Consider the following 17,569-nt stretch of genomic DNA (forward strand, 5'->3'; position numbering starts at 1 on the left):
TCCGCGATCCAGGGCCCCCGCCGCCCGTGCTGCCGTCGTCCTCGTGCGGGCACGGCCGCGCGGACGCGACGACGGCGACCAGCCTAGGGTCCCGTCGGGGCAGGTCGGCGACGATCGGGCGACCGTAGCCAACCTGCGACAATCACCTCGCCGTCGCACGCCCGCAGAGCCGACCGGCCCAACGGCCCGTACGGCGACCGGCGGCAGGCTTGCGGGAGTCGGCTCAGCCCGTCGCGCGCAGGACCGCCGCCACGATCGGGCCGGCCGCGTCGCCGCCGTGGCCGCCCTCCTGGGTCATCGCGGCGGCCGCGACGCCGTCGCGGTAGCCGGTGAACCAGCTGTTGGACTTGTCCTGCCCGTCGACCTCGGCGGAGCCGGTCTTGGCGCCGATGTCGCCGCGCAGCCCCGACATCGCGACCGCGCCGGTGCCGGTGGTGGCGGTGCGGCGCATCATCTGTCGCAGCTGGGCCGAGGTGCCGGCCGGCAGCCCCTGGGCGGTGGCGAGTTCGCGGCCGTCCAGGCTCTGCGCGACGAGGATCGGCTGCCGGAAGCGGCCGGTGAGCGCGGTGGCGGTCACCGAGGCCATGTTCAGCGGGCTCATCTGCACCTGGCCCTGGCCGATCATGTTGGCGGCGCGGTCGGGGCCGCTGACGGCGGGCACCGAGCCGTCGTAGGACGGGATACCGGTCTTCCAGTCGTCCCGGCCGAGGCCGAAGCGGTCCTGGGCCTCGCGGGTCAGGGAGTCCACCTTCAGCCTGGGGGTGAACTTGATGAAGGCGGTGTTGCAGGAGCGGGCGAAACTCTCGGCGAGGGTGGCGTGCTCGTTCGGCTTCATGCCCTGGAGGTTGTGGAAGGTCTGGCCCTCCCACAGCACGTCGTCCGGGCACGGTGCGGGGCCGCTCGCCCGGGTGAGGCCGTTGTCGATGAGGGCGGCGGCGGTGACGATCTTCATGGTGGAGCCGGGGGCGAGCTGTCCGAGGAACGCCGCGTTGAAGGCGTCGTCGCGGTGGTTGGCGACGGCGAGCACCTCGCCGGTGGACGCCTTGACGGCCACCACCGAGGACTCGGGGTACTTCTGCACCGCCTGCTCGGCCACCGCCTGGGCGCTCGCGCTGAGCGTGGTGCGCAGCTTGCCCGCCTTGCCCTCGGCGAGGGTGAGGAGCGGGGTCTCGGCGGCGTTGGTGTCCTCGTGGCGGATGCTCAGCTCGACGGCCGGGGTGCCGCCCGCCTTGTCGCCGTACTTGGCCCGCAGCTGGTCCAGGATCGGCCCGAGCGAGGGGTACTTGTCCTTGGTCAGCACGGCGCCGTGGCGGTCGACGGCCTCGATGGGCGGGGCGGCGGAGGCCCCGGTGACCAGGGTGTCGCCCCTCTCCAGGCCGGGGTGGACGACTTCGGGCCGCCAGTCGACCAGCGGCCGGTGGCTGTTGGTGCCGCGCACGACGGTCAGCCGGCTGCGGTAGGCGAGCGGCGCGGACTTGCCGTCGAAGGAGACGGTGGCCGTGACCGAGAAGGGGACGGTGGTCCCGTCGGCGGCGCCCGGTGTGATCCTCACCTGGCCGATGTGCGCGTCCTGCCCGTAGGAGGACAGCACGGTGCGCGCGGCGTCGGGGAAGTCGGTGTACGAGGCGGCGGTCGTCGCGTCGCCCTTCGCCCACGCGGCGAAGAACCTCGCGGAGGTGTCCTTGACCTCGTCCGCGTTCGGCGGCCCGGTCCGCACGGGAACCGGCGAGTCGGCGACCGCCGTCCCGTTCAGCGCGGACAGCAGGTTGTACCCGCCGTACACCGCCCCGCCCACGAACACGACGAACACCCCGCCGGCTATCGCGGCCCTGGCTCCCTTGCGCATCCGAGCGCTCCCTCCCCGTCTCCGCTCCGTGAGCCTTCGCCCGCCGCCGATTTGAACGCGTTCAAAGACTGCTTCGCGCCTAGCACTGTAAGCGGAGCGGCCCCACGGGGTCACCGAGGTCCCGGGAACTTGTCCGAACAGAGATCAGCGGGCTGACCAGGATGGCCCCATTCGGCCACGTATATGAACGATCGGGGCGGGCCCCCGCCCGCCTACACCCACGTGTCCAGCCACATCCGGGCCCGCCAGTCCTCGATCGGGATCGCGGTGCCGGTGTACAGGGGCCAGAAGTAGATGAAGTTCCAGGTGATCAGGAGGACCAGGACGCCCGCGCCCGTGGCGCCCGCGACGCGGCGGGTGTCCGAGGCGCCGGGTGGGCCGAGGATCGCGCCGACGAGCATCGCGACCGCCAGGCACAGGAACGGGACGAAGACGACGGCGTAGAAGAAGAAGATCGTGCGTTCCTGGTACAGGAACCAGGGCAGGTAGCCGGCCGCGACGCCGCAGGCGATGGCGCCCGCGCGCCAGTCGCGGCGGAAGAACCAGCGCCACAGCACGTACACCAGCGCCGCGCACGCCGCCCACCACAGCATCGGCGTGCCCAGCGCCAGGACCTCGCGGGCGCACTTGTCGCCGGCGTCGGCCGGGCAGCCGCCGGCGCCGGGTGCGGGGGACTCGTAGAAGTAGGAGACCGGGCGGCCGTCGACGATCCAGCTCCACGGGTTGGACTGGTAGGTGTGCGGCGAGGACAGGCCGACGTGGAACTTGTAGACCTCGTGCTCGTAGTGCCACAGGCTGCGCCACCAGTCCGGGAACAGCCAGGACCAGGAACTGCCCCGGCCGTCGGTCGCCGCCCAGTTGCGGAAGTAACCGCCGGTGCCGTCGGTGGGGGAGAAGATCCAGCCCGCCCAGGACCAGATGTACGTGATGATCGCCACCGGCACCGTCGCGAGGAACGTGACGCCCGTGTCCCGCAGCAGCACCGCGCGGTACGGGTGCCGGGCGCCGGCCACCCGGCGCGCACCCACGTCCCACAGCACCGCCATCACGCAGAACGCGGCCAGGATGTAGAGGCCGTTCCACTTGGTGCCGATCGCCAGGCCCATCATCAGACCGGCCAGCCACCGCCACGGCCGCCACCCCAGCCGGACGGTCCCGGCCGTGTGCGCGTCCGGCCGCACCCGGCCGTCGGCGTCCACCGGCAGCGCGGCGGCCAGTCTCGCCCGCGCCCTGTCGCGGTCGATCAGCAGACAGCCGAAGGCCGCCAGCACGAAGAACATCAGCACGCCGTCGAGCAGCGAGGTCCGGCTCATCACGAAGTGCAGGCCGTCCACCGCCATCAGCGTGCCCGCCAGGCAGCCGAGGAAGGTGGAGCGGAACAGCCGGCGGCCGATCCGGCACAGCATCAGCACCGAGAGTGTGCCGAGCAGCGCCGTCATGAAGCGCCAGCCGAACGGATTGAACCCGAACATCAGCTCGCCCAGGCCGATCACGTACTTGCCGACCGGCGGGTGCACGACGTACGCCGCGTCCGACGGGATCGGCAGGTGGCCGCCGCTGCCGAGGATCAGGTCGTTGGCGTTCTTGTCCCAGTTGACCTCGAAGCCGCGGTGGACGATCGCCCACGCGTCCTTGGCGTAGTACGTCTCGTCGAATATCACCGCCTTCGGGCTGCCCAGGTGCCAGAAGCGCAGCACGCCGGCCAGCAGCGTGACCAGCAGCGGGCCGATCCAGCCCGACCAGCGGGTGAGGAGGCCGGCCGGCCCGGGCGGGACGCCGAGGGCGGCCCACAGCCGGGGGCCCGGCTCGGCGTACGGGGGCGCCAGCCGGTCGCGCACGTCGCCTGCGGGCCCGGCCGCCGGGTCCGCCTCGTGGCCGAGGCGGCGCAGCCGCCGGCGCCACGACGGCTCCCGGTCGTACGGGGCCAGGTCCTGCCGGGGGTCCGTGGAGGACGCGGTACTGGTCACCGCGCCATCGTAGGGAACGGGGCTGTGTGAGTCCCGTGCATGGGCGGTACGGGTGGGGTGCGTCCGCCTTCGCGGGGGTTTCCGCGCCCGCCTCGGGCGGTGGCCGCCGCGGTGCCGGGGGCGGTCGACGGGCGCGGGCTTGAGAGGATGGGCGGGTGACTGGAACCCTTGTCTTGGCCGGTACCCCCATCGGCGACGTGCAGGACGCGCCGCCCCGGCTCGCCGCGGAACTGGCGGCCGCCGACGTGGTCGCCGCCGAGGACACCCGGCGGCTGCGCCGGCTCACGCAGGCGCTCGGCGTGACGCCCAAGGGGCGGATCGTGTCCTACTTCGAGGGCAACGAGGCCGCCCGCACCCCGGAGCTGGTCGAGGAGCTGCTCGGCGGGGCGCGGGTGCTGCTGGTCACGGACGCGGGCATGCCGTCCGTCTCCGACCCGGGCTACCGGCTTGTCGCCGCCGCCGTCGAGAAGGACGTACGCGTCACCGCCGTCCCCGGCCCGTCCGCCGTGCTGACCGCGCTCGCGTTGTCCGGACTGCCGGTCGACCGGTTCTGCTTCGAGGGGTTCCTGCCGCGCAAGGCGGGCGAGCGGCTGTCCCGGCTGCGCGAGGTCGCCGCCGAGCGGCGCACCCTCGTCTACTTCGAGGCCCCGCACCGGCTCGACGACACCCTCGCGGCGATGGCCGAGGTGTTCGGCCCCGAGCGGCGCGCCGCGGTGTGCCGGGAGCTGACAAAGACGTACGAGGAGGTACGGCGCGGCGGGCTCGGCGAGCTGGCCGCGTGGGCCGCCGAGGGGGTGCGCGGCGAGATCACGGTCGTGGTCGAGGGGGCGCCGGAGAAGGGCGCCGAGGAGATCGGCCCCGAGGAGCTGGTGCGCCGGGTGCGGGTGCGCGAGGAGGCCGGCGAGCGGCGCAAGGAGGCCATCGCGGCGGTCGCGGCGGAGGCCGGGCTGCCCAAGCGCGCGGTGTTCGACGCCGTGGTGGCGGCGAAGCACTCGGGGTGAGGGCCCGGGGGCGGACGCTCCGGGTGAGGACGCGGGCGCTCCGGGTGGGGGCGGGGGCGCCGCGGGGCGCGGCCGGTGCGGTCTGATCGGTTCCGCCGACGGTGCGCGGGACGGGGCTGACCCCGCGTACGCCGGTTGACGGCCGCGCCCCGGTGGGACGTTGCTCACACCCCCTCTGAGCAGGGCGTATCTCTCATGAGCGCGCGCCCCATGGGGGAGCAAAGCGGCGTTTTGGCAACGCAAAGCGACACCTGCCGTTCAGGGGATCCTTGGGCAAGCGCCGCTCAAATCGCCTCCAACACTCGACAGGGCTGCTGCGCCGGCGCCCGCCGAGGCGTCCACTGGAGGGCAGGGACGAACCGGTCCCTTCGTCCAGCGGACATGAGGAGCTGGCATGAGCGAGATCTCAGGGCAGACCGGCCACCGCGGCACTGCCACCGCCGTGGTCAACGAGTCGTACTCCTTCGCCTGCATGCGCTGCGGGCACGGGTGGGAGCAGTCGTACGAGATAGAGCACCACACGGACGCGGACGGGCACGAGTTCGTGCTCTACGTCGCCGACGGCCGCATAGTCCCCTCGCCGCTGAGCCGGCCCAGCTGCCGCAACTGCGACGGCCACGTCGTGCGGATCATGCGGGCCGGCCGGGTCTCGTCCGCGCAGAGCCATCTGCGCGAGCACCGGCCGCAGCGCCCGGCGGGCCCGGTGACGGCCCCCGGGACCGCGGAGAACGCGTCCGAGCCCGCGCCCGGGGAGGAGACGGCGGACCGGAAGCCGCAGGACGGCCACCACTGGCACCTGGCCGACCTGCTGCACCCCTTCCACCGCAAGGCGGACTGATCCCGCGCGGGCGTGAACGCCGGGGGGAGACGGGGCCTTCGCGGCGGTGCGGGCGGGACCCTTCCGTAGGATCGGGGACATGCCTTCCCACGCCGACAAGAACGCGGCGCCCCCGCTCCCGGAACCGCTCAGGACCCCGGTCGCCGACTCCCACACCCACCTCGACATGCAGTCCGGCACGGTCGAGGAGGGACTGGCCAAGGCCGCGTCGGTGGGGGTGAGCACGGTCGTCCAGGTCGGCTGCGACCTCGCGGGCTCGCGCTGGGCGGCCGAGACCGCCGCGGCGTACGCGAACGTCCACGCGGCGGTCGCCCTGCACCCGAACGAGGCGCCGCGCATCGTCCACGGCGATCCTGAGGGCGGCTGGTCCCGGCAGGGCGCCCGGGAGCCCGGCGGCGACGCCGCGCTGGACGAGGCCCTCGCCGAGATCGACCGGCTGGCCGCGCTGCCCCAGGTCAGAGGCGTCGGCGAGACGGGCCTCGACTACTTCCGCACCGGCCCGGAGGGCAAGGCCGCGCAGGAGCGTTCCTTCCGCGCCCACATCGAGATCGCCAAACGGCACGGCAAGGCCCTCGTCATCCACGACCGCGACGCCCACGCCGACGTGCTGCGCGTCCTGAAGGAGGAGGGCGCACCGGAGCGGACGGTGTTCCACTGCTACTCCGGGGACGCGGAGATGGCCGAGGTGTGCGCCCGCGCGGGCTACTTCATGTCCTTCGCCGGCAACGTCACCTTCAAGAACGCCCAGAACCTGCGGGACGCCCTGGCCGTCGCCCCGCTGGAGCTGGTCCTGGTGGAGACCGACGCCCCCTTCCTCACCCCGGCGCCCTACCGCGGACGGCCCAACGCGCCCTACCTCGTGCCGGTCACGGTGCGGGCGATGGCGGCGGTGCGGGGGATCGACGAGGACACGCTGGCCTCGGCGCTCGCCGCGAACACCGCACGCGCCTTCGACTACTGAGCGTGCGCTGACGCACGCTGCGTAGTCGCGTCGCTTTGGAGAGCGACGATCGCTCCGCTAGGTTCTGGGGGCCCGAACCGGGCCTTCGCGACCTCGGCCCCTGGAGCGTGCCGGCGTGAGCAGAACGCCATACGAGACGTACGAGATCCCCTACCGGATCCCGCACGAGATCCCTGAGACCGGCGAGGTCGCCCCCGGCGACACCTACCGCCCCGCCTATGAGGCCCGCGCGGCGCTCCCCCGGCAGTCACGGCAGGCCGGCGCCGGGCGCGGGCTGCGGCGGCGCGGAGTCCGGTCGCCGTACCGGGCGCGCCCGGAGACGGGGGTGCGCCGGCTGCTGCCGCAGGCGCTGGTGGTGGCGTTCCTCGCGGGCGGCACCACCGCGTTCGTCGCCAAGGACAAGGCGGTCGAGCTGACCGTCGACGGCCGGCCGCGCACCCTGCACACCTTCGCCGACGACGTCACCGGGCTGCTGGCCGAACAGGGCGTGCCGCTGGACGCGCGCGACGCGGTGACGCCCGCCCCCGGCGCCGCGCTGAGCAGCGGCGACGTGGTCGAGGTCCGGCACGGGCGGCCGGTGCGGCTCACCCTGGACGGGCGCCGGTACGAGGCGTGGACGACGGCGCTGACGGTCGGGGAGGCGCTGCGGGAGTGGGGGGTGCGGGCGGAGGGCGCGTATCTGTCGGCCGCGCCCTCCCGGACCGTCGGCCGCGCCGGCCTCACGCTGGAGGTGCGCACCGAGCGCACGGTGACCGTCATGGCGGACGGCCGGCCGCGCACCGTCCGCACCAGCGCGGCCACCGTCGCCGAGGCGGTGGCGGAGGCCGGGGTCCTCCTGCGCGGGCAGGACGCCCTCTCCGTGCCGGCGGACAGCTTCCCGCGCGACGGACAGACCGTCACGGTGCTGCGGATCACCGGCTCGCGGGAGGTCCGCGAGGAGCAGGTCCCGTACGCCGTGCGGCGCGTCGCCGATCCGGCGCTGTTCGAGGGCACGGAGGTCGTGGAGCGGCCCGGGCGGCCGGGGGTGCTGCGGGTGACGTACGCGCTGCGCACCGTCAACGGCGTGCGGGAGCGGCCGCGGCGCGTGGCGTCGGAGGTGGTGCTCGCCCCGCGCGCGGAGCTGGTGAAGGTGGGCACCGGCGCCCGTCCGCGGTCCGTGCGGGACGCCGACGGCCTGGACTGGCAGGGGCTCGCGCGGTGCGAGTCGGGCGGGCGGCCGGACGCGGTGGACCCGTCGAGGACGTACGGGGGGCTGTACCAGTTCGACGCGGCCACCTGGCACGGCCTCGGCGGCCGGGGCCGCCCCGAGGACGCGTCGGCGGCGGAGCAGACGTACCGCGCGAAGAAGCTGTACGTGCGCCGGGGGGCCAGCCCCTGGCCCCACTGCGGGGAGCGACTGCGCTCGTGAGGCATCCTCCGCCCGCCGGGCAGCGAGGGCCTCGTCGGTGCGGGTGGTGACGCTCCTCGTCCGTGCGGGCGCGCGGCCACGGTCACCCGGCGTACCGCACCCCCCGTACCCTGGTGCCGTGAGCAGCCCCACCCCTGACGCCCTGCTGGGCCCCGCCGACGTTCGTGAGCTGGCGGCGGCCCTCGGTGTGCGTCCCACCAAGCAGCGCGGCCAGAACTTCGTGATCGACGCGAACACCGTCCGCCGTATCGTCCGCACCGCCGGCGTCCGGCCCGAGGACGTGGTCGTCGAGGTCGGCCCGGGGCTCGGCTCCCTCACCCTGGCCCTGCTGGAGGCCGCCGAGCGGGTCGTCGCGGTGGAGATCGACGACGTGCTCGCGGGCGCGCTGCCCGCGACGGTCGCCGCCCGGATGCCCGAGCGCGCCGACCGGTTCGCGCTGGTCCACTCGGACGCGATGCACGTCGCCGAGCTGCCCGGGCCGGCCCCGACCGCGCTGGTCGCGAACCTGCCGTACAACGTCGCCGTGCCCGTGCTGCTGCACATGCTCGACACCTTCCCGAGCATCGAACGCACCCTCGTGATGGTGCAGGCGGAGGTGGCCGACCGGCTCGCCGCAGCCCCCGGCTCGAAGGTGTACGGCGTGCCGTCCGTGAAGGCCGGCTGGTACGCCGAGGTGAAGCGGGCCGGCGCGATCGGCCGGAACGTCTTCTGGCCCGCACCGAACGTGGACAGCGGACTGGTGTCCCTGGTCCGGCGCACCGAGCCGGTCAGGACGACCGCCACCAAGCGCGAGGTGTTCGCGGTGGTCGACGCGGCCTTCGCGCAGCGCCGCAAGACCCTGCGGGCCGCACTCGCCGGCTGGGCCGGTTCGGCGGCCGCGGCCGAGGACGCGCTGGTGGCGGCCGGGGTGTCGCCGCAAGCGCGGGGCGAGTCGCTGACCGTGGAGGAGTTCGCGCGCATCGCGGAGCACAGGCGGGCCGCGGACGCGGACCGGCCGGGGGAGCCGGAGCGGGCCGAAGAGCGGCCCGAAGGGCGGCCCGTGGAGCAGCCCGCGGACTGACCGCCCCCGCGGAACGACCCGCGTCCGCTGAGCGCCCGCACCCGCGGAACGCCTCGGGTGCACCGCCCCGCCGAACCCCCGAGGAACACAAGGAGCCCGGAAACCAGTGAGCGTCACCGTCCGTGTCCCCGCGAAGGTCAACGTCCAGCTCGCGGTCGGCGCCGCCCGGCCCGACGGCTTCCACGACCTGGCCAACGTCTTCCTGGCGGTCGGCCTGTACGACGAGGTCACCGTCACCGAGGCCGACGAACTGCGGGTGACCTGCTCGGGCCCGGACGCCGCCCAGGTCCCCCTGGACCGCACCAACCTGGCGGCCCGCGCGGCCCTCGCGCTCGCCGGGCGGTACGGCCGCGAGGCCCGTGTGCACCTCCACATCGCCAAGGACATCCCGGTGGCCGGCGGCATGGCGGGCGGCAGCGCGGACGGCGCGGGCGCGCTGCTGGCCTGCGACGCGCTGTGGGGCACCGGCGCCTCCCGCGAGGAACTCCTCGACATCTGCGCCGAGTTGGGCAGCGATGTGCCGTTCAGCCTGGTCGGCGGTGCGGCGCTCGGCACGGGCCGCGGGGAGAAGCTGCGCGAGCTGGAGGTGGGCGGCGCCTTCCACTGGGTGTTCGCGGTCGCCGACGGCGGACTGTCCACCCCGGCGGTCTACGGCGAGTTCGACCGGCTCACCGAGGGGGTCGCGGTCCCCGAGCCGGCCGCCTCCGAGGAACTGCTGGCCGCGCTGGCCAAGGGCGACGCCCACGCGCTGGCGGCCGCCCTCTCCAACGACCTCCAGCCCGCCGCCCTCTCCCTGCGCCCGTCCCTCGCCGGCACCCTCGCGGCGGGCCGCGCGGCCGGCGCCCTGGCCGCCCTGGTCTCGGGCTCGGGCCCGACGACGGCGTTCCTCACCCCGGACGCGGCGACGGCGACCGAGGTCGCCGAGGCCCTGCGGACCTCCGGCACCTGCCGCGCAACCCGCGTCGCCGCGTCACCGGCGCCGGGGGCGACGGTGGTGAAAGGCACGGCATAGCCAGGACCTGGACAGGTCCTCCACGGTGCAGCCGTCCCGCGGCGGCACCGGCCATCCGGGGCGGTGCTCCGCGAACCCGGCGGTCGTGGTTCCTCCCATGGACGGGATCCTGCCGCCTGCCCTCCACCGTCACGGCCCGTCCGCGATCATGTCATCACGAAGGGTGACGACATTCCCGCGCTCCGGATCGCCGTCCCGAGGCCCTACGCTTGAAGGCTGATCCATCCCCCCCGGGCAGGAGTGAAATGGCCGTCAACCTGGTCAATGTCGAGAACGTCAGCAAGGTGTACGGCACGCGTGCCCTGCTCGACGGCGTCTCGCTCGGCGTGTCCGAGGGGGACCGGATCGGCGTCGTCGGGCGCAACGGCGACGGCAAGACCACGCTCATCCGGATGCTGGCCAAGCTGGAGGACGCGGACACCGGGCGGGTCACCCACTCCGGCGGGCTGCGCCTGGGCGTCCTCACCCAGCACGACTCGCTGGACCCCGAGGCCACCGTGCGGCACGAGGTCATCGGCGACCTGGCCGACCACGAGTGGGCGGGCAACGCCAAGATCCGCGACGTGCTCACCGGCCTGTTCGGCGGCCTCGACCTGCCCGGCTTCCCCAAGGGCCTGGACACCGTCATCGGACCGCTGTCCGGCGGCGAGCGGCGGCGCATCGCGCTGGCCAAGCTGCTCATCGAGGAACAGGACCTGATCGTCCTGGACGAGCCCACCAACCACCTCGACGTCGAGGGCATCGCCTGGCTCGCCGCCCATCTGCGCGGCCGCCGCTCGGCGCTGGTCTGCGTCACCCACGACCGCTGGTTCCTCGACCAGGTCTGCACCCGGATGTGGGACGTCCAGCGCGGCGCCGTCTACGAGTACGAGGGCGGCTACTCCGACTACGTCTTCGCCCGCGCCGAACGCGAGCGCATCGCCGCCACCGAGGAGGTCAAGCGGCAGAACCTGGTCCGCAAGGAGCTGGCCTGGCTGCGCCGCGGCGCCCCGGCCCGCACCTCCAAGCCGCGCTTCCGCGTCGAGGCCGCCAACGAGCTGATCAAGGACGTGCCGCCGCCGCGTGACAGGAGCGAGCTGATGAAGTTCGCCTCCTCCCGGCTCGGCAAGACCGTCTTCGACCTGGAGGACGTGACCGTCCAGGCCGGACCCAAGACCCTCCTCGAACACGTCACCTGGCAGCTCGGCCCCGGCGACCGCATCGGCCTGGTCGGCGTCAACGGCGCCGGCAAGACCTCCCTGCTGCGGGCCATGGCCGAGGCCGCCCGCACCGAGGGCGAGGTCCAGCCCGCGGGCGGGAGGATCGCCGTCGGCAGGACCGTGAAGCTGGCGTACCTCTCCCAGGAGGTCGCCGAACTCGACCCCGACTGGCGGGTCCTGGAGGCCGTGCAGCGGGTCCGCGAGCGCGTCGACCTCGGCAAGGGCCGGGAGATGACCGCCGGCCAGCTGTGCGAGACGTTCGGCTTCGGCAAGGAGAAGCAGTGGACGCCGGTCGGCGACCTCTCCGGCGGCGAGCGGCGCCGGCTCCAGCTGCTGCGCCTGCTGATGGCCGAGCCCAACGTCCTGTTCCTGGACGAGCCCACCAACGACCTCGACATCGAGACCCTCACCCAGCTCGAGGACGTCCTCGACGGCTGGCCCGGCTCGATGATCGTCATCTCCCACGACCGGTTCTTCATCGAGCGCACCACCGACACGGTGCAGGCCCTCCTCGGCGACGGCACCCTGCGGATGCTGCCGCGCGGCATCGACGAGTACCTGGAGCGCCGCCACCGCATGGAGCAGCGCGCCGCGGCCGCCGCCCCGGCCCCGGCGCCCGCCGCCGAGACCTCCGGCGGACCGGAGAGGAGCGCCGCCGAGCAGCGCGCCGCCAAGAAGGAACTCCAGAAGATCGAGCGGCAGTTGGACCGGATCTCCGAGAAGGAGACCAAGCTGCACGGGCAGATCGCCGAGAACGCCACGGACTTCGCGAAGGTGGCCGAACTCGACGCCGAGCTGCGGGACCTGGCCTCCGAGCGGGAGGAACTGGAGCTGCGCTGGCTCGAACTCGCCGAGGACGCATAGGCGCTCGGCGGGGGCGCGTGCGCCGTGTGAAGGGCGCGTGCCGGTTTGCGGGGGATTCCCGGCGCGCCGTAACGGGGGCATCACAGGCCGGTCCTCCCTTGGAAACAGGGGTGGACACGGCCCGGTGGGGTGTCGGCGGCCAGTGATAGAAAGGGCCGTCCGAGAACTGTCTGAAACCGGCTGAGTACGGCACCGGGGCCATCACGCGGCTCAGGACGTGGCTAAGAATCAGTCGACGAGGGGGAAACGCGCTGATGTCTCAGCCACCCGACCAGCCGCCGCAGGGCGGCTTCGGCGCACCGGAACCGCAGGACCGGCCTCCGCGGCCGTCCGATCCGTCGAAGGCGCAGCAGCCCCCGCAGGGCGGCGGGTTCGGCGCCCCGCAGCCGCCGCAGGGCGCCCCGCGGACGCCGCCGCCCCCGGCCGGTCCGCCGCAGACGCCTGCGCCGCCCGCCGGCCCCCCGCAGCCCCAGCCCGGCTACGGCTACCCGCAGCAGCCGCCCGCCCCGGGCCCGTACGGCCAGCCGCAGGCCGGCCCGTACGGCGCCCCGCAGCCCGGCCCCTACGGCGCGCCGGGCGCTCCCAGCGCCGCCCCCGGTCCGTACGGCCAGCCGCAGGCCGGCCCGTACGGCCAGCCGCAGCCGGGCCCCTACGGGACCCCGCAGCCGGGCCCCTACGGGACCCCGCAGCCGGGCCCGTACGGCTCCGCCCCGCAGCCCGGTATTGGCTACCCGCAGCAGCCGCAGTTCCCCGGTGTGCCCGGTGCGCCCGGCACTCCGCCCGGCGGTTCCCGCAACCCGTTCAAGGGCCGCCCCGCCGTGGTGGTCGGCGCCGCGGTGGCCGCGCTGCTCGTCGTCGGCGGCACCGTGTACGCCGTGACCAGTGGTGACGACGGCGACAAGAAGCCCGTCGCGCAGAAGAGCGAGGTCCCCGAGCCCTCCGGCTCCGCGGCTCCCGCCAACCCCGGTGACGGCAGCGGCGACGGCCGCGACGACCCGGAGAACCTCAACGCCGGCCGCCAGGCCGGCGAGGCGAAGGTGCTCTGGTACAAGGAGGCGCCCGACGCCCCCGGTTCGGGCGCCGGTGCCCCCGGCATGTGGATCACCGGCAAGTCGGCGGTGAAGGCGGCGTACAAGCAGGTCTTCGCCTACGACATCGCCGACGGCGCCCCCACCTGGGCCCCGGTCTCCTTCCCGCAGAAGATCTGCGCGGTGACGCCCGAGAAGACGGCCGACGACAAGGTCGTGGTGGCCTACGAGAGCGGCACCAGCGACCGCGCCAAGTGCAACCAGCTCCAGCAGCTCGACCTGAGGACCGGTGCGAAGGGCTGGAGCACCAAGCTGTCCGAGGGGCAGCTCTTCGACAGCACCACCACCATCGAGCTGTCCGTCACCGGCAAGACGCTGATGGTGGGCCGCTCGCAGTCGGGCGTCGCCTACGACATCGGCAGCGGGCGCAAGCTCTACGACAAGCAGAAGTACGGCGAGGCCTGCTTCCCGACCGCTTTCGCGGGCGGCGCGAAGCTCATATCGGTCGCCTCGTGCGGCGCCGGCGGCGCCAACGAGCACGACGAGGTGCAGGAGCTGGACCCGGCCACCGGCAAGGCCAAGTGGACCAGGAAGATCCCCAAGGGCTGGTCGGTGCAGCGCGCCTACTCCGTCGACCCGCTGGTCCTGTACTCGACGGACGACAAGAAGCACTGGAACGTCTCGACCCTGAACAACGACGGCTCGGTCCGCTCCCAGGTCGACGTCAAGGGCTCCTTCGCCCCCCAGTGCGGCTGGGCCATCCTCGTACGCGACCTCCAGGGCTGCCAGGGCGTCGCCGCCGACGCCGACACCCTCTACCTGCCGACCCAGGCGACCACCGGCGCCAACGAGATCGTCGCGGTCAACCTGGCCACCGGCAAGGAGAAGTGGCGGGTCAAGTCACCCGGGGACACCTCGATGATGCCGGTCAAGGTGGAGGGCGGAAAGCTGATCGCCTACGTCGAGCCGTCCTACGACAGCGGGGGCCAGATCGTGTCCGTGCCGACCGCCGGGACGAGCCACACCCCGACCAAGCTGCTCCAGAACCCGCAGAGCACCGCGGACATCGAGAACGGCTTCTTCTCCCGGGACATCGACTGGGTCGACGGCCGCTTCTACATCTCCACCACGCGGCTGAGCGGCAGCGACAAGTCGAAGGAGAAGCTGATGCTCGCCTTCGGCAACTGAGCCGGACCGCCCGTCGTCGTCCTCGTCCTTCCCGTTCCTCCGAGGTGCACCGTTCATGACCCAGCCGCCGCCGCCCCCGCCGAACCAGCCCCCGCAGGGCGGCTTCGGGCCGTCCCCGGCCCAGCCGCCGCAGACCCCGCCGGCGCCGGGCGGCCCGAACCTCGGCAAGCCCGCCCCGCCGCCGCAGGGCGCCCCGCAGACACCCCCGCCGCCGCAGGGCGCTCCGCGGACCCCGCCGCCCCCGGCGGGTCCGCCGCAGCCGCCCGCTCCACCGGCCGGCCCGCCGCAGCACGGGCCCGGCTACGGCTATCCGCAGGCCCCGCAGCCGCCCCAGCCGCCGGCGGGCTACGGCTACCCCGGCCCGGCGCAGCCGCCCCCGCCCGCGGCCCCGCCCGCGTACGGCACCCCGCAGCCGGGCCAGTACGGCACCCCGCAGTCCGGCTACGCCTACCCGGGCCGGCCGGGCGCCCCGGGCCAACCGGGCTACGGCTACCCGGGTCAGCCGGGTCAGCCGGGCGCCGCGGGTCAGCCCGGCTACGGCTACCCGGGCCAGCCGCAGACCGTCCCGCAGCCGCACGGCGCGGCGCCGGGCGGTGGCGGCGGCAGCGAGCGCAAGAAGCAGCTGACGATCATCGGGGCGGCCGTCGTCGCCATCGCGCTGATCGTCATCGGCGGCGTCTGGTACTCGCACTCCGGTGACGACGGCAAGCAGGACACCGCCGGCACCAGCGGCACCACCGGCGGCGGGGGCGGAGACAAGGGCGGCGCCGGCGGCACGGGGACCGGCAAGGAGAAGGCCCCCGCCGACCCCAGCGCCAAGATGCTCTTCAACGTGCCGCTGACCAAGGTGGAACAGCAGGTCACGGTCACCGGCTCCTGGGCCACCGACAAGGTGTACGTCAAGCCCGGCGTCGCCGAACTCGTGGGCTACGACCCCGCCAAGGGCACCAAGATCTGGACGATCAAGCTTCCCGGCCCGGTGTGCGAGTCCACGGCGCACGTCACCGCGGACCACAAGACCGCGGTCCTCTACGAGCCCGCCATGCCGACCAAGGCGAAGCCCTTCCACGGGTGCAGCCAGATCGCGGCGATCGACCTCGACGCCGGCAAGAAGCTGTGGACGCAGACGGTCAAGTCCGGTGACGAACTGATCAGCTTCGACAACGTCACCCTCAGCGGGAACACCGTCGCCGTGGGCAGCACCAACGGCGGCGCGGCCCTCTCGCTCGCCGACGGCAAGGTCCTGTGGAGCCCCAAGACCGGCGACACCTGCTACGACGCGGGCTACGGCGGCGGCGACAAACTGGTCGCGGTGCGCAAGTGCGGCCAGTACGGCAACCGCCAGCTGCTCGTCCAGACCATCGACCCGACGTCCGGGAAGGTGCTCTCCGAGTACAAGATGTCCTCCGGCATCGAGTACGCGAGCGTCATCTCCACGAACCCGCTCGTGGTCGGCGCGGACGTCGGCGACTCCGACGGGGGCCAGGGCATCTCCGACCTGTTCAGCATCGACAACAAGACGGGTGCGCTGCGCGCCAGGATCGCCGTCCCGCCGGACCGGTTCGCCGCCAAGTGCGAAGGGGTGAGCCGGCCGGAGGACTGCATCGGCGCCGTCGTCGGCAACGACCGGATCTACCTCGCCACCGCGGAGCACGACGCGGGCGGCGACAGCATCGCCAAGACCAACGAGGTCGTCGCCTTCGACCTCGGCACCGGCAAGGAGACCGGTCAGCGCGCGGACGCGGGCAGCGGCTACACGATCACTCCGCTGCGCATGGACGGCGGGAACATCGTGGCCTACAACGAACCCCCGTACAACAAGGGCGGACAGGTCCTCGCCATCGACGGCACGACGTTCAAGAAGACCGTCCTGCTCCAGACCTCGGCGGACGACTCGGTCCGGGACGTCGTGGACAGCTTCTCGGTGCGCTACGGCGAGACGCTTTACCAGAACGGCCGTCTGTACCTGTCCCAGCGCTACATCTCCGAGTACGAGGGGTCGGGCGCGCGCTACCTGGCGGCGGCCTACGGCGCGGGCTGAGGCCGGTGCGCCGGAAAGTGCGCCGATCCGGGGCACTTTCCGCCGGTAGGGGCAGCGCCGGGTCGGACGAGCGTGTAGTTTCCCGGAGCATCGGTGTGCGACGGGCGGGAGAGCCGGGGGGCCTCCCGCCCGTTCGGGCCGGTGCGGCACGGACGGGCCCGCGCGGGTGTCGGCTGGGGGACTGGGGGGGGGTTGTTCGATGGGAGTGCGGCTCATGGTGGTCGACGACCACCGGCTGCTCGCCGAGGCGCTGGCCTCGGCGCTGAAACTGCGGGGACACCGGGTGCTCGCCGCGGCGGCGCCGGCCGCCGGCGCGGCGGAGCTGGTGATCAGCCGTGCGCCGGAGGTGTGCCTGCTGGGCACGGCGGCGCCGGCCCAGCCGGGCGCCTTCGACCCGGTCGCGCGGATCAGACGGGAACGCCCGCAGGTGGCCGTGGTGGTCCTCGGTCCCGTGCCCTCCCCGCGCGGCATCGCGGCCGCCTTCGCGGCGGGTGCCTGCGGCTACGTACGCCACGACGAGCGGATCGAGGGCGTGGAGCGGGCGATCATGAAGGCCCGGGCGGGCGAGGCCGCGGTCGCCCCCGGCCTGCTCCAGGGGGCCTTCGCCGAACTGCTGAACCCGGCCGCCGAACCGGACGACGAGGGCCGCAGACTGCTCAGGCTGCTCACCCCGCGGGAGGTGGAGGTGCTGGTCAGGGTCGCCGAGGGCGAGGACACCCGGGTGATCGCCGCGGGCATGGGCATAGCCCCCAGCACGGCCCGCACCCACGTACAACGGGTCCTGATGAAGCTGGGCGTCGGCTCCCGCCTGGAAGCAGCGGCGCTGGCAGCCAGAACGGGCATCCTGGACCAGCCCCCCCGCCTCTGAACCCTGCCGCGCGGCCGCATTCCGCGGCCGCGCGCACCGCATCGGCCGCGCGGTGCGGGCTCACCACGAGCCCAGGCCCGCGAATCGGCGGGCGTGCGGGCCGCCCCGCACCGCCGATGGGGGTCCCCCTGATCGAGGAGCTCGGGGGAGGCAGGCCGCCGAGCCGGTGTGCGTGAACTCGCCGGACGGTCACCGTGTCTGCGGCGCGCGGGAAAGCACATGACGGGCACCGTGCCGACGGCGCCCCCGAAAGCACCGGACGGCACCCGCAGTGCCGGGTGCCGTCCG

General features: G+C 74.0%; 12 protein-coding genes. 10 read left to right on the plus strand and 2 right to left on the minus strand.

Annotated features, from left to right (window positions below):
* Positions 1 to 223 precede the first annotated feature (223 nt).
* On the minus strand, positions 224 to 1,846 hold the full coding sequence (locus AB0N63_RS05630; RefSeq protein ID WP_365524462.1) for a penicillin-binding transpeptidase domain-containing protein: 1,623 nt from the start codon (positions 1,844 to 1,846) through the stop codon (positions 224 to 226).
* A gap of 212 nt (positions 1,847 to 2,058) precedes the next feature.
* Positions 2,059 to 3,813, minus strand: a complete 1,755-nt coding sequence (locus AB0N63_RS05635) for a phospholipid carrier-dependent glycosyltransferase (RefSeq protein WP_365524465.1) — start codon at positions 3,811 to 3,813, stop codon at positions 2,059 to 2,061.
* A gap of 155 nt (positions 3,814 to 3,968) precedes the next feature.
* Here AB0N63_RS05635 and rsmI point away from each other — a divergent pair, with 155 nt between their 5' ends.
* The 10 genes from rsmI to AB0N63_RS05685 all read left to right on the plus strand — a co-directional run bounded on the left by rsmI (position 3,969) and on the right by AB0N63_RS05685 (position 17,281).
* Positions 3,969 to 4,814 (plus strand): 16S rRNA (cytidine(1402)-2'-O)-methyltransferase, encoded by an 846-nt coding sequence (gene rsmI / locus AB0N63_RS05640; RefSeq protein ID WP_365524467.1) that lies wholly within the window; start codon positions 3,969 to 3,971, stop codon positions 4,812 to 4,814.
* A gap of 394 nt (positions 4,815 to 5,208) precedes the next feature.
* Positions 5,209 to 5,652: a hypothetical protein gene (locus AB0N63_RS05645; RefSeq protein ID WP_365524470.1), complete on the plus strand. Its 444-nt coding sequence runs from the start codon at positions 5,209 to 5,211 to the stop codon at positions 5,650 to 5,652.
* 79 nt (positions 5,653 to 5,731) lie between these two features.
* A complete protein-coding gene (locus tag AB0N63_RS05650; RefSeq protein WP_365524473.1) occupies positions 5,732 to 6,613 on the plus strand; it encodes a TatD family hydrolase in 882 nt (293 codons plus the stop codon).
* 115 nt (positions 6,614 to 6,728) lie between these two features.
* A complete protein-coding gene (locus AB0N63_RS05655; RefSeq protein ID WP_365524475.1) occupies positions 6,729 to 8,021 on the plus strand; it encodes a ubiquitin-like domain-containing protein in 1,293 nt (430 codons plus the stop codon).
* 118 nt (positions 8,022 to 8,139) lie between these two features.
* Complete coding sequence (gene rsmA, locus AB0N63_RS05660; protein ID WP_365524478.1) at positions 8,140 to 9,081, plus strand: 16S rRNA (adenine(1518)-N(6)/adenine(1519)-N(6))-dimethyltransferase RsmA; 942 nt, start codon at positions 8,140 to 8,142, stop codon at positions 9,079 to 9,081.
* 106 nt (positions 9,082 to 9,187) lie between these two features.
* Positions 9,188 to 10,093 (plus strand): 4-(cytidine 5'-diphospho)-2-C-methyl-D-erythritol kinase, encoded by a 906-nt coding sequence (locus AB0N63_RS05665; protein ID WP_365524481.1) that lies wholly within the window; start codon positions 9,188 to 9,190, stop codon positions 10,091 to 10,093.
* A gap of 245 nt (positions 10,094 to 10,338) precedes the next feature.
* Positions 10,339 to 12,156: an ABC-F family ATP-binding cassette domain-containing protein gene (locus tag AB0N63_RS05670; protein WP_365524484.1), complete on the plus strand. Its 1,818-nt coding sequence runs from the start codon at positions 10,339 to 10,341 to the stop codon at positions 12,154 to 12,156.
* A gap of 254 nt (positions 12,157 to 12,410) precedes the next feature.
* Positions 12,411 to 14,372 carry a PQQ-binding-like beta-propeller repeat protein gene (locus tag AB0N63_RS05675; protein ID WP_365524487.1) on the plus strand — a complete coding sequence of 654 codons (1,962 nt, stop codon included), beginning with the start codon at positions 12,411 to 12,413 and terminating at the stop codon, positions 14,370 to 14,372.
* A gap of 55 nt (positions 14,373 to 14,427) precedes the next feature.
* Positions 14,428 to 16,413, plus strand: a complete 1,986-nt coding sequence (locus tag AB0N63_RS05680) for a PQQ-binding-like beta-propeller repeat protein (protein WP_365524489.1) — start codon at positions 14,428 to 14,430, stop codon at positions 16,411 to 16,413.
* A 199-nt stretch (positions 16,414 to 16,612) separates the two neighbouring features.
* On the plus strand, positions 16,613 to 17,281 hold the full coding sequence (locus AB0N63_RS05685; RefSeq protein WP_365524492.1) for a LuxR C-terminal-related transcriptional regulator: 669 nt from the start codon (positions 16,613 to 16,615) through the stop codon (positions 17,279 to 17,281).
* Positions 17,282 to 17,569 lie beyond the last annotated feature (288 nt).

The organism is Streptomyces sp. NPDC093260, from assembly GCF_040683715.1.
Classification (GTDB): domain Bacteria; phylum Actinomycetota; class Actinomycetes; order Streptomycetales; family Streptomycetaceae; genus Streptomyces; species Streptomyces sennicomposti.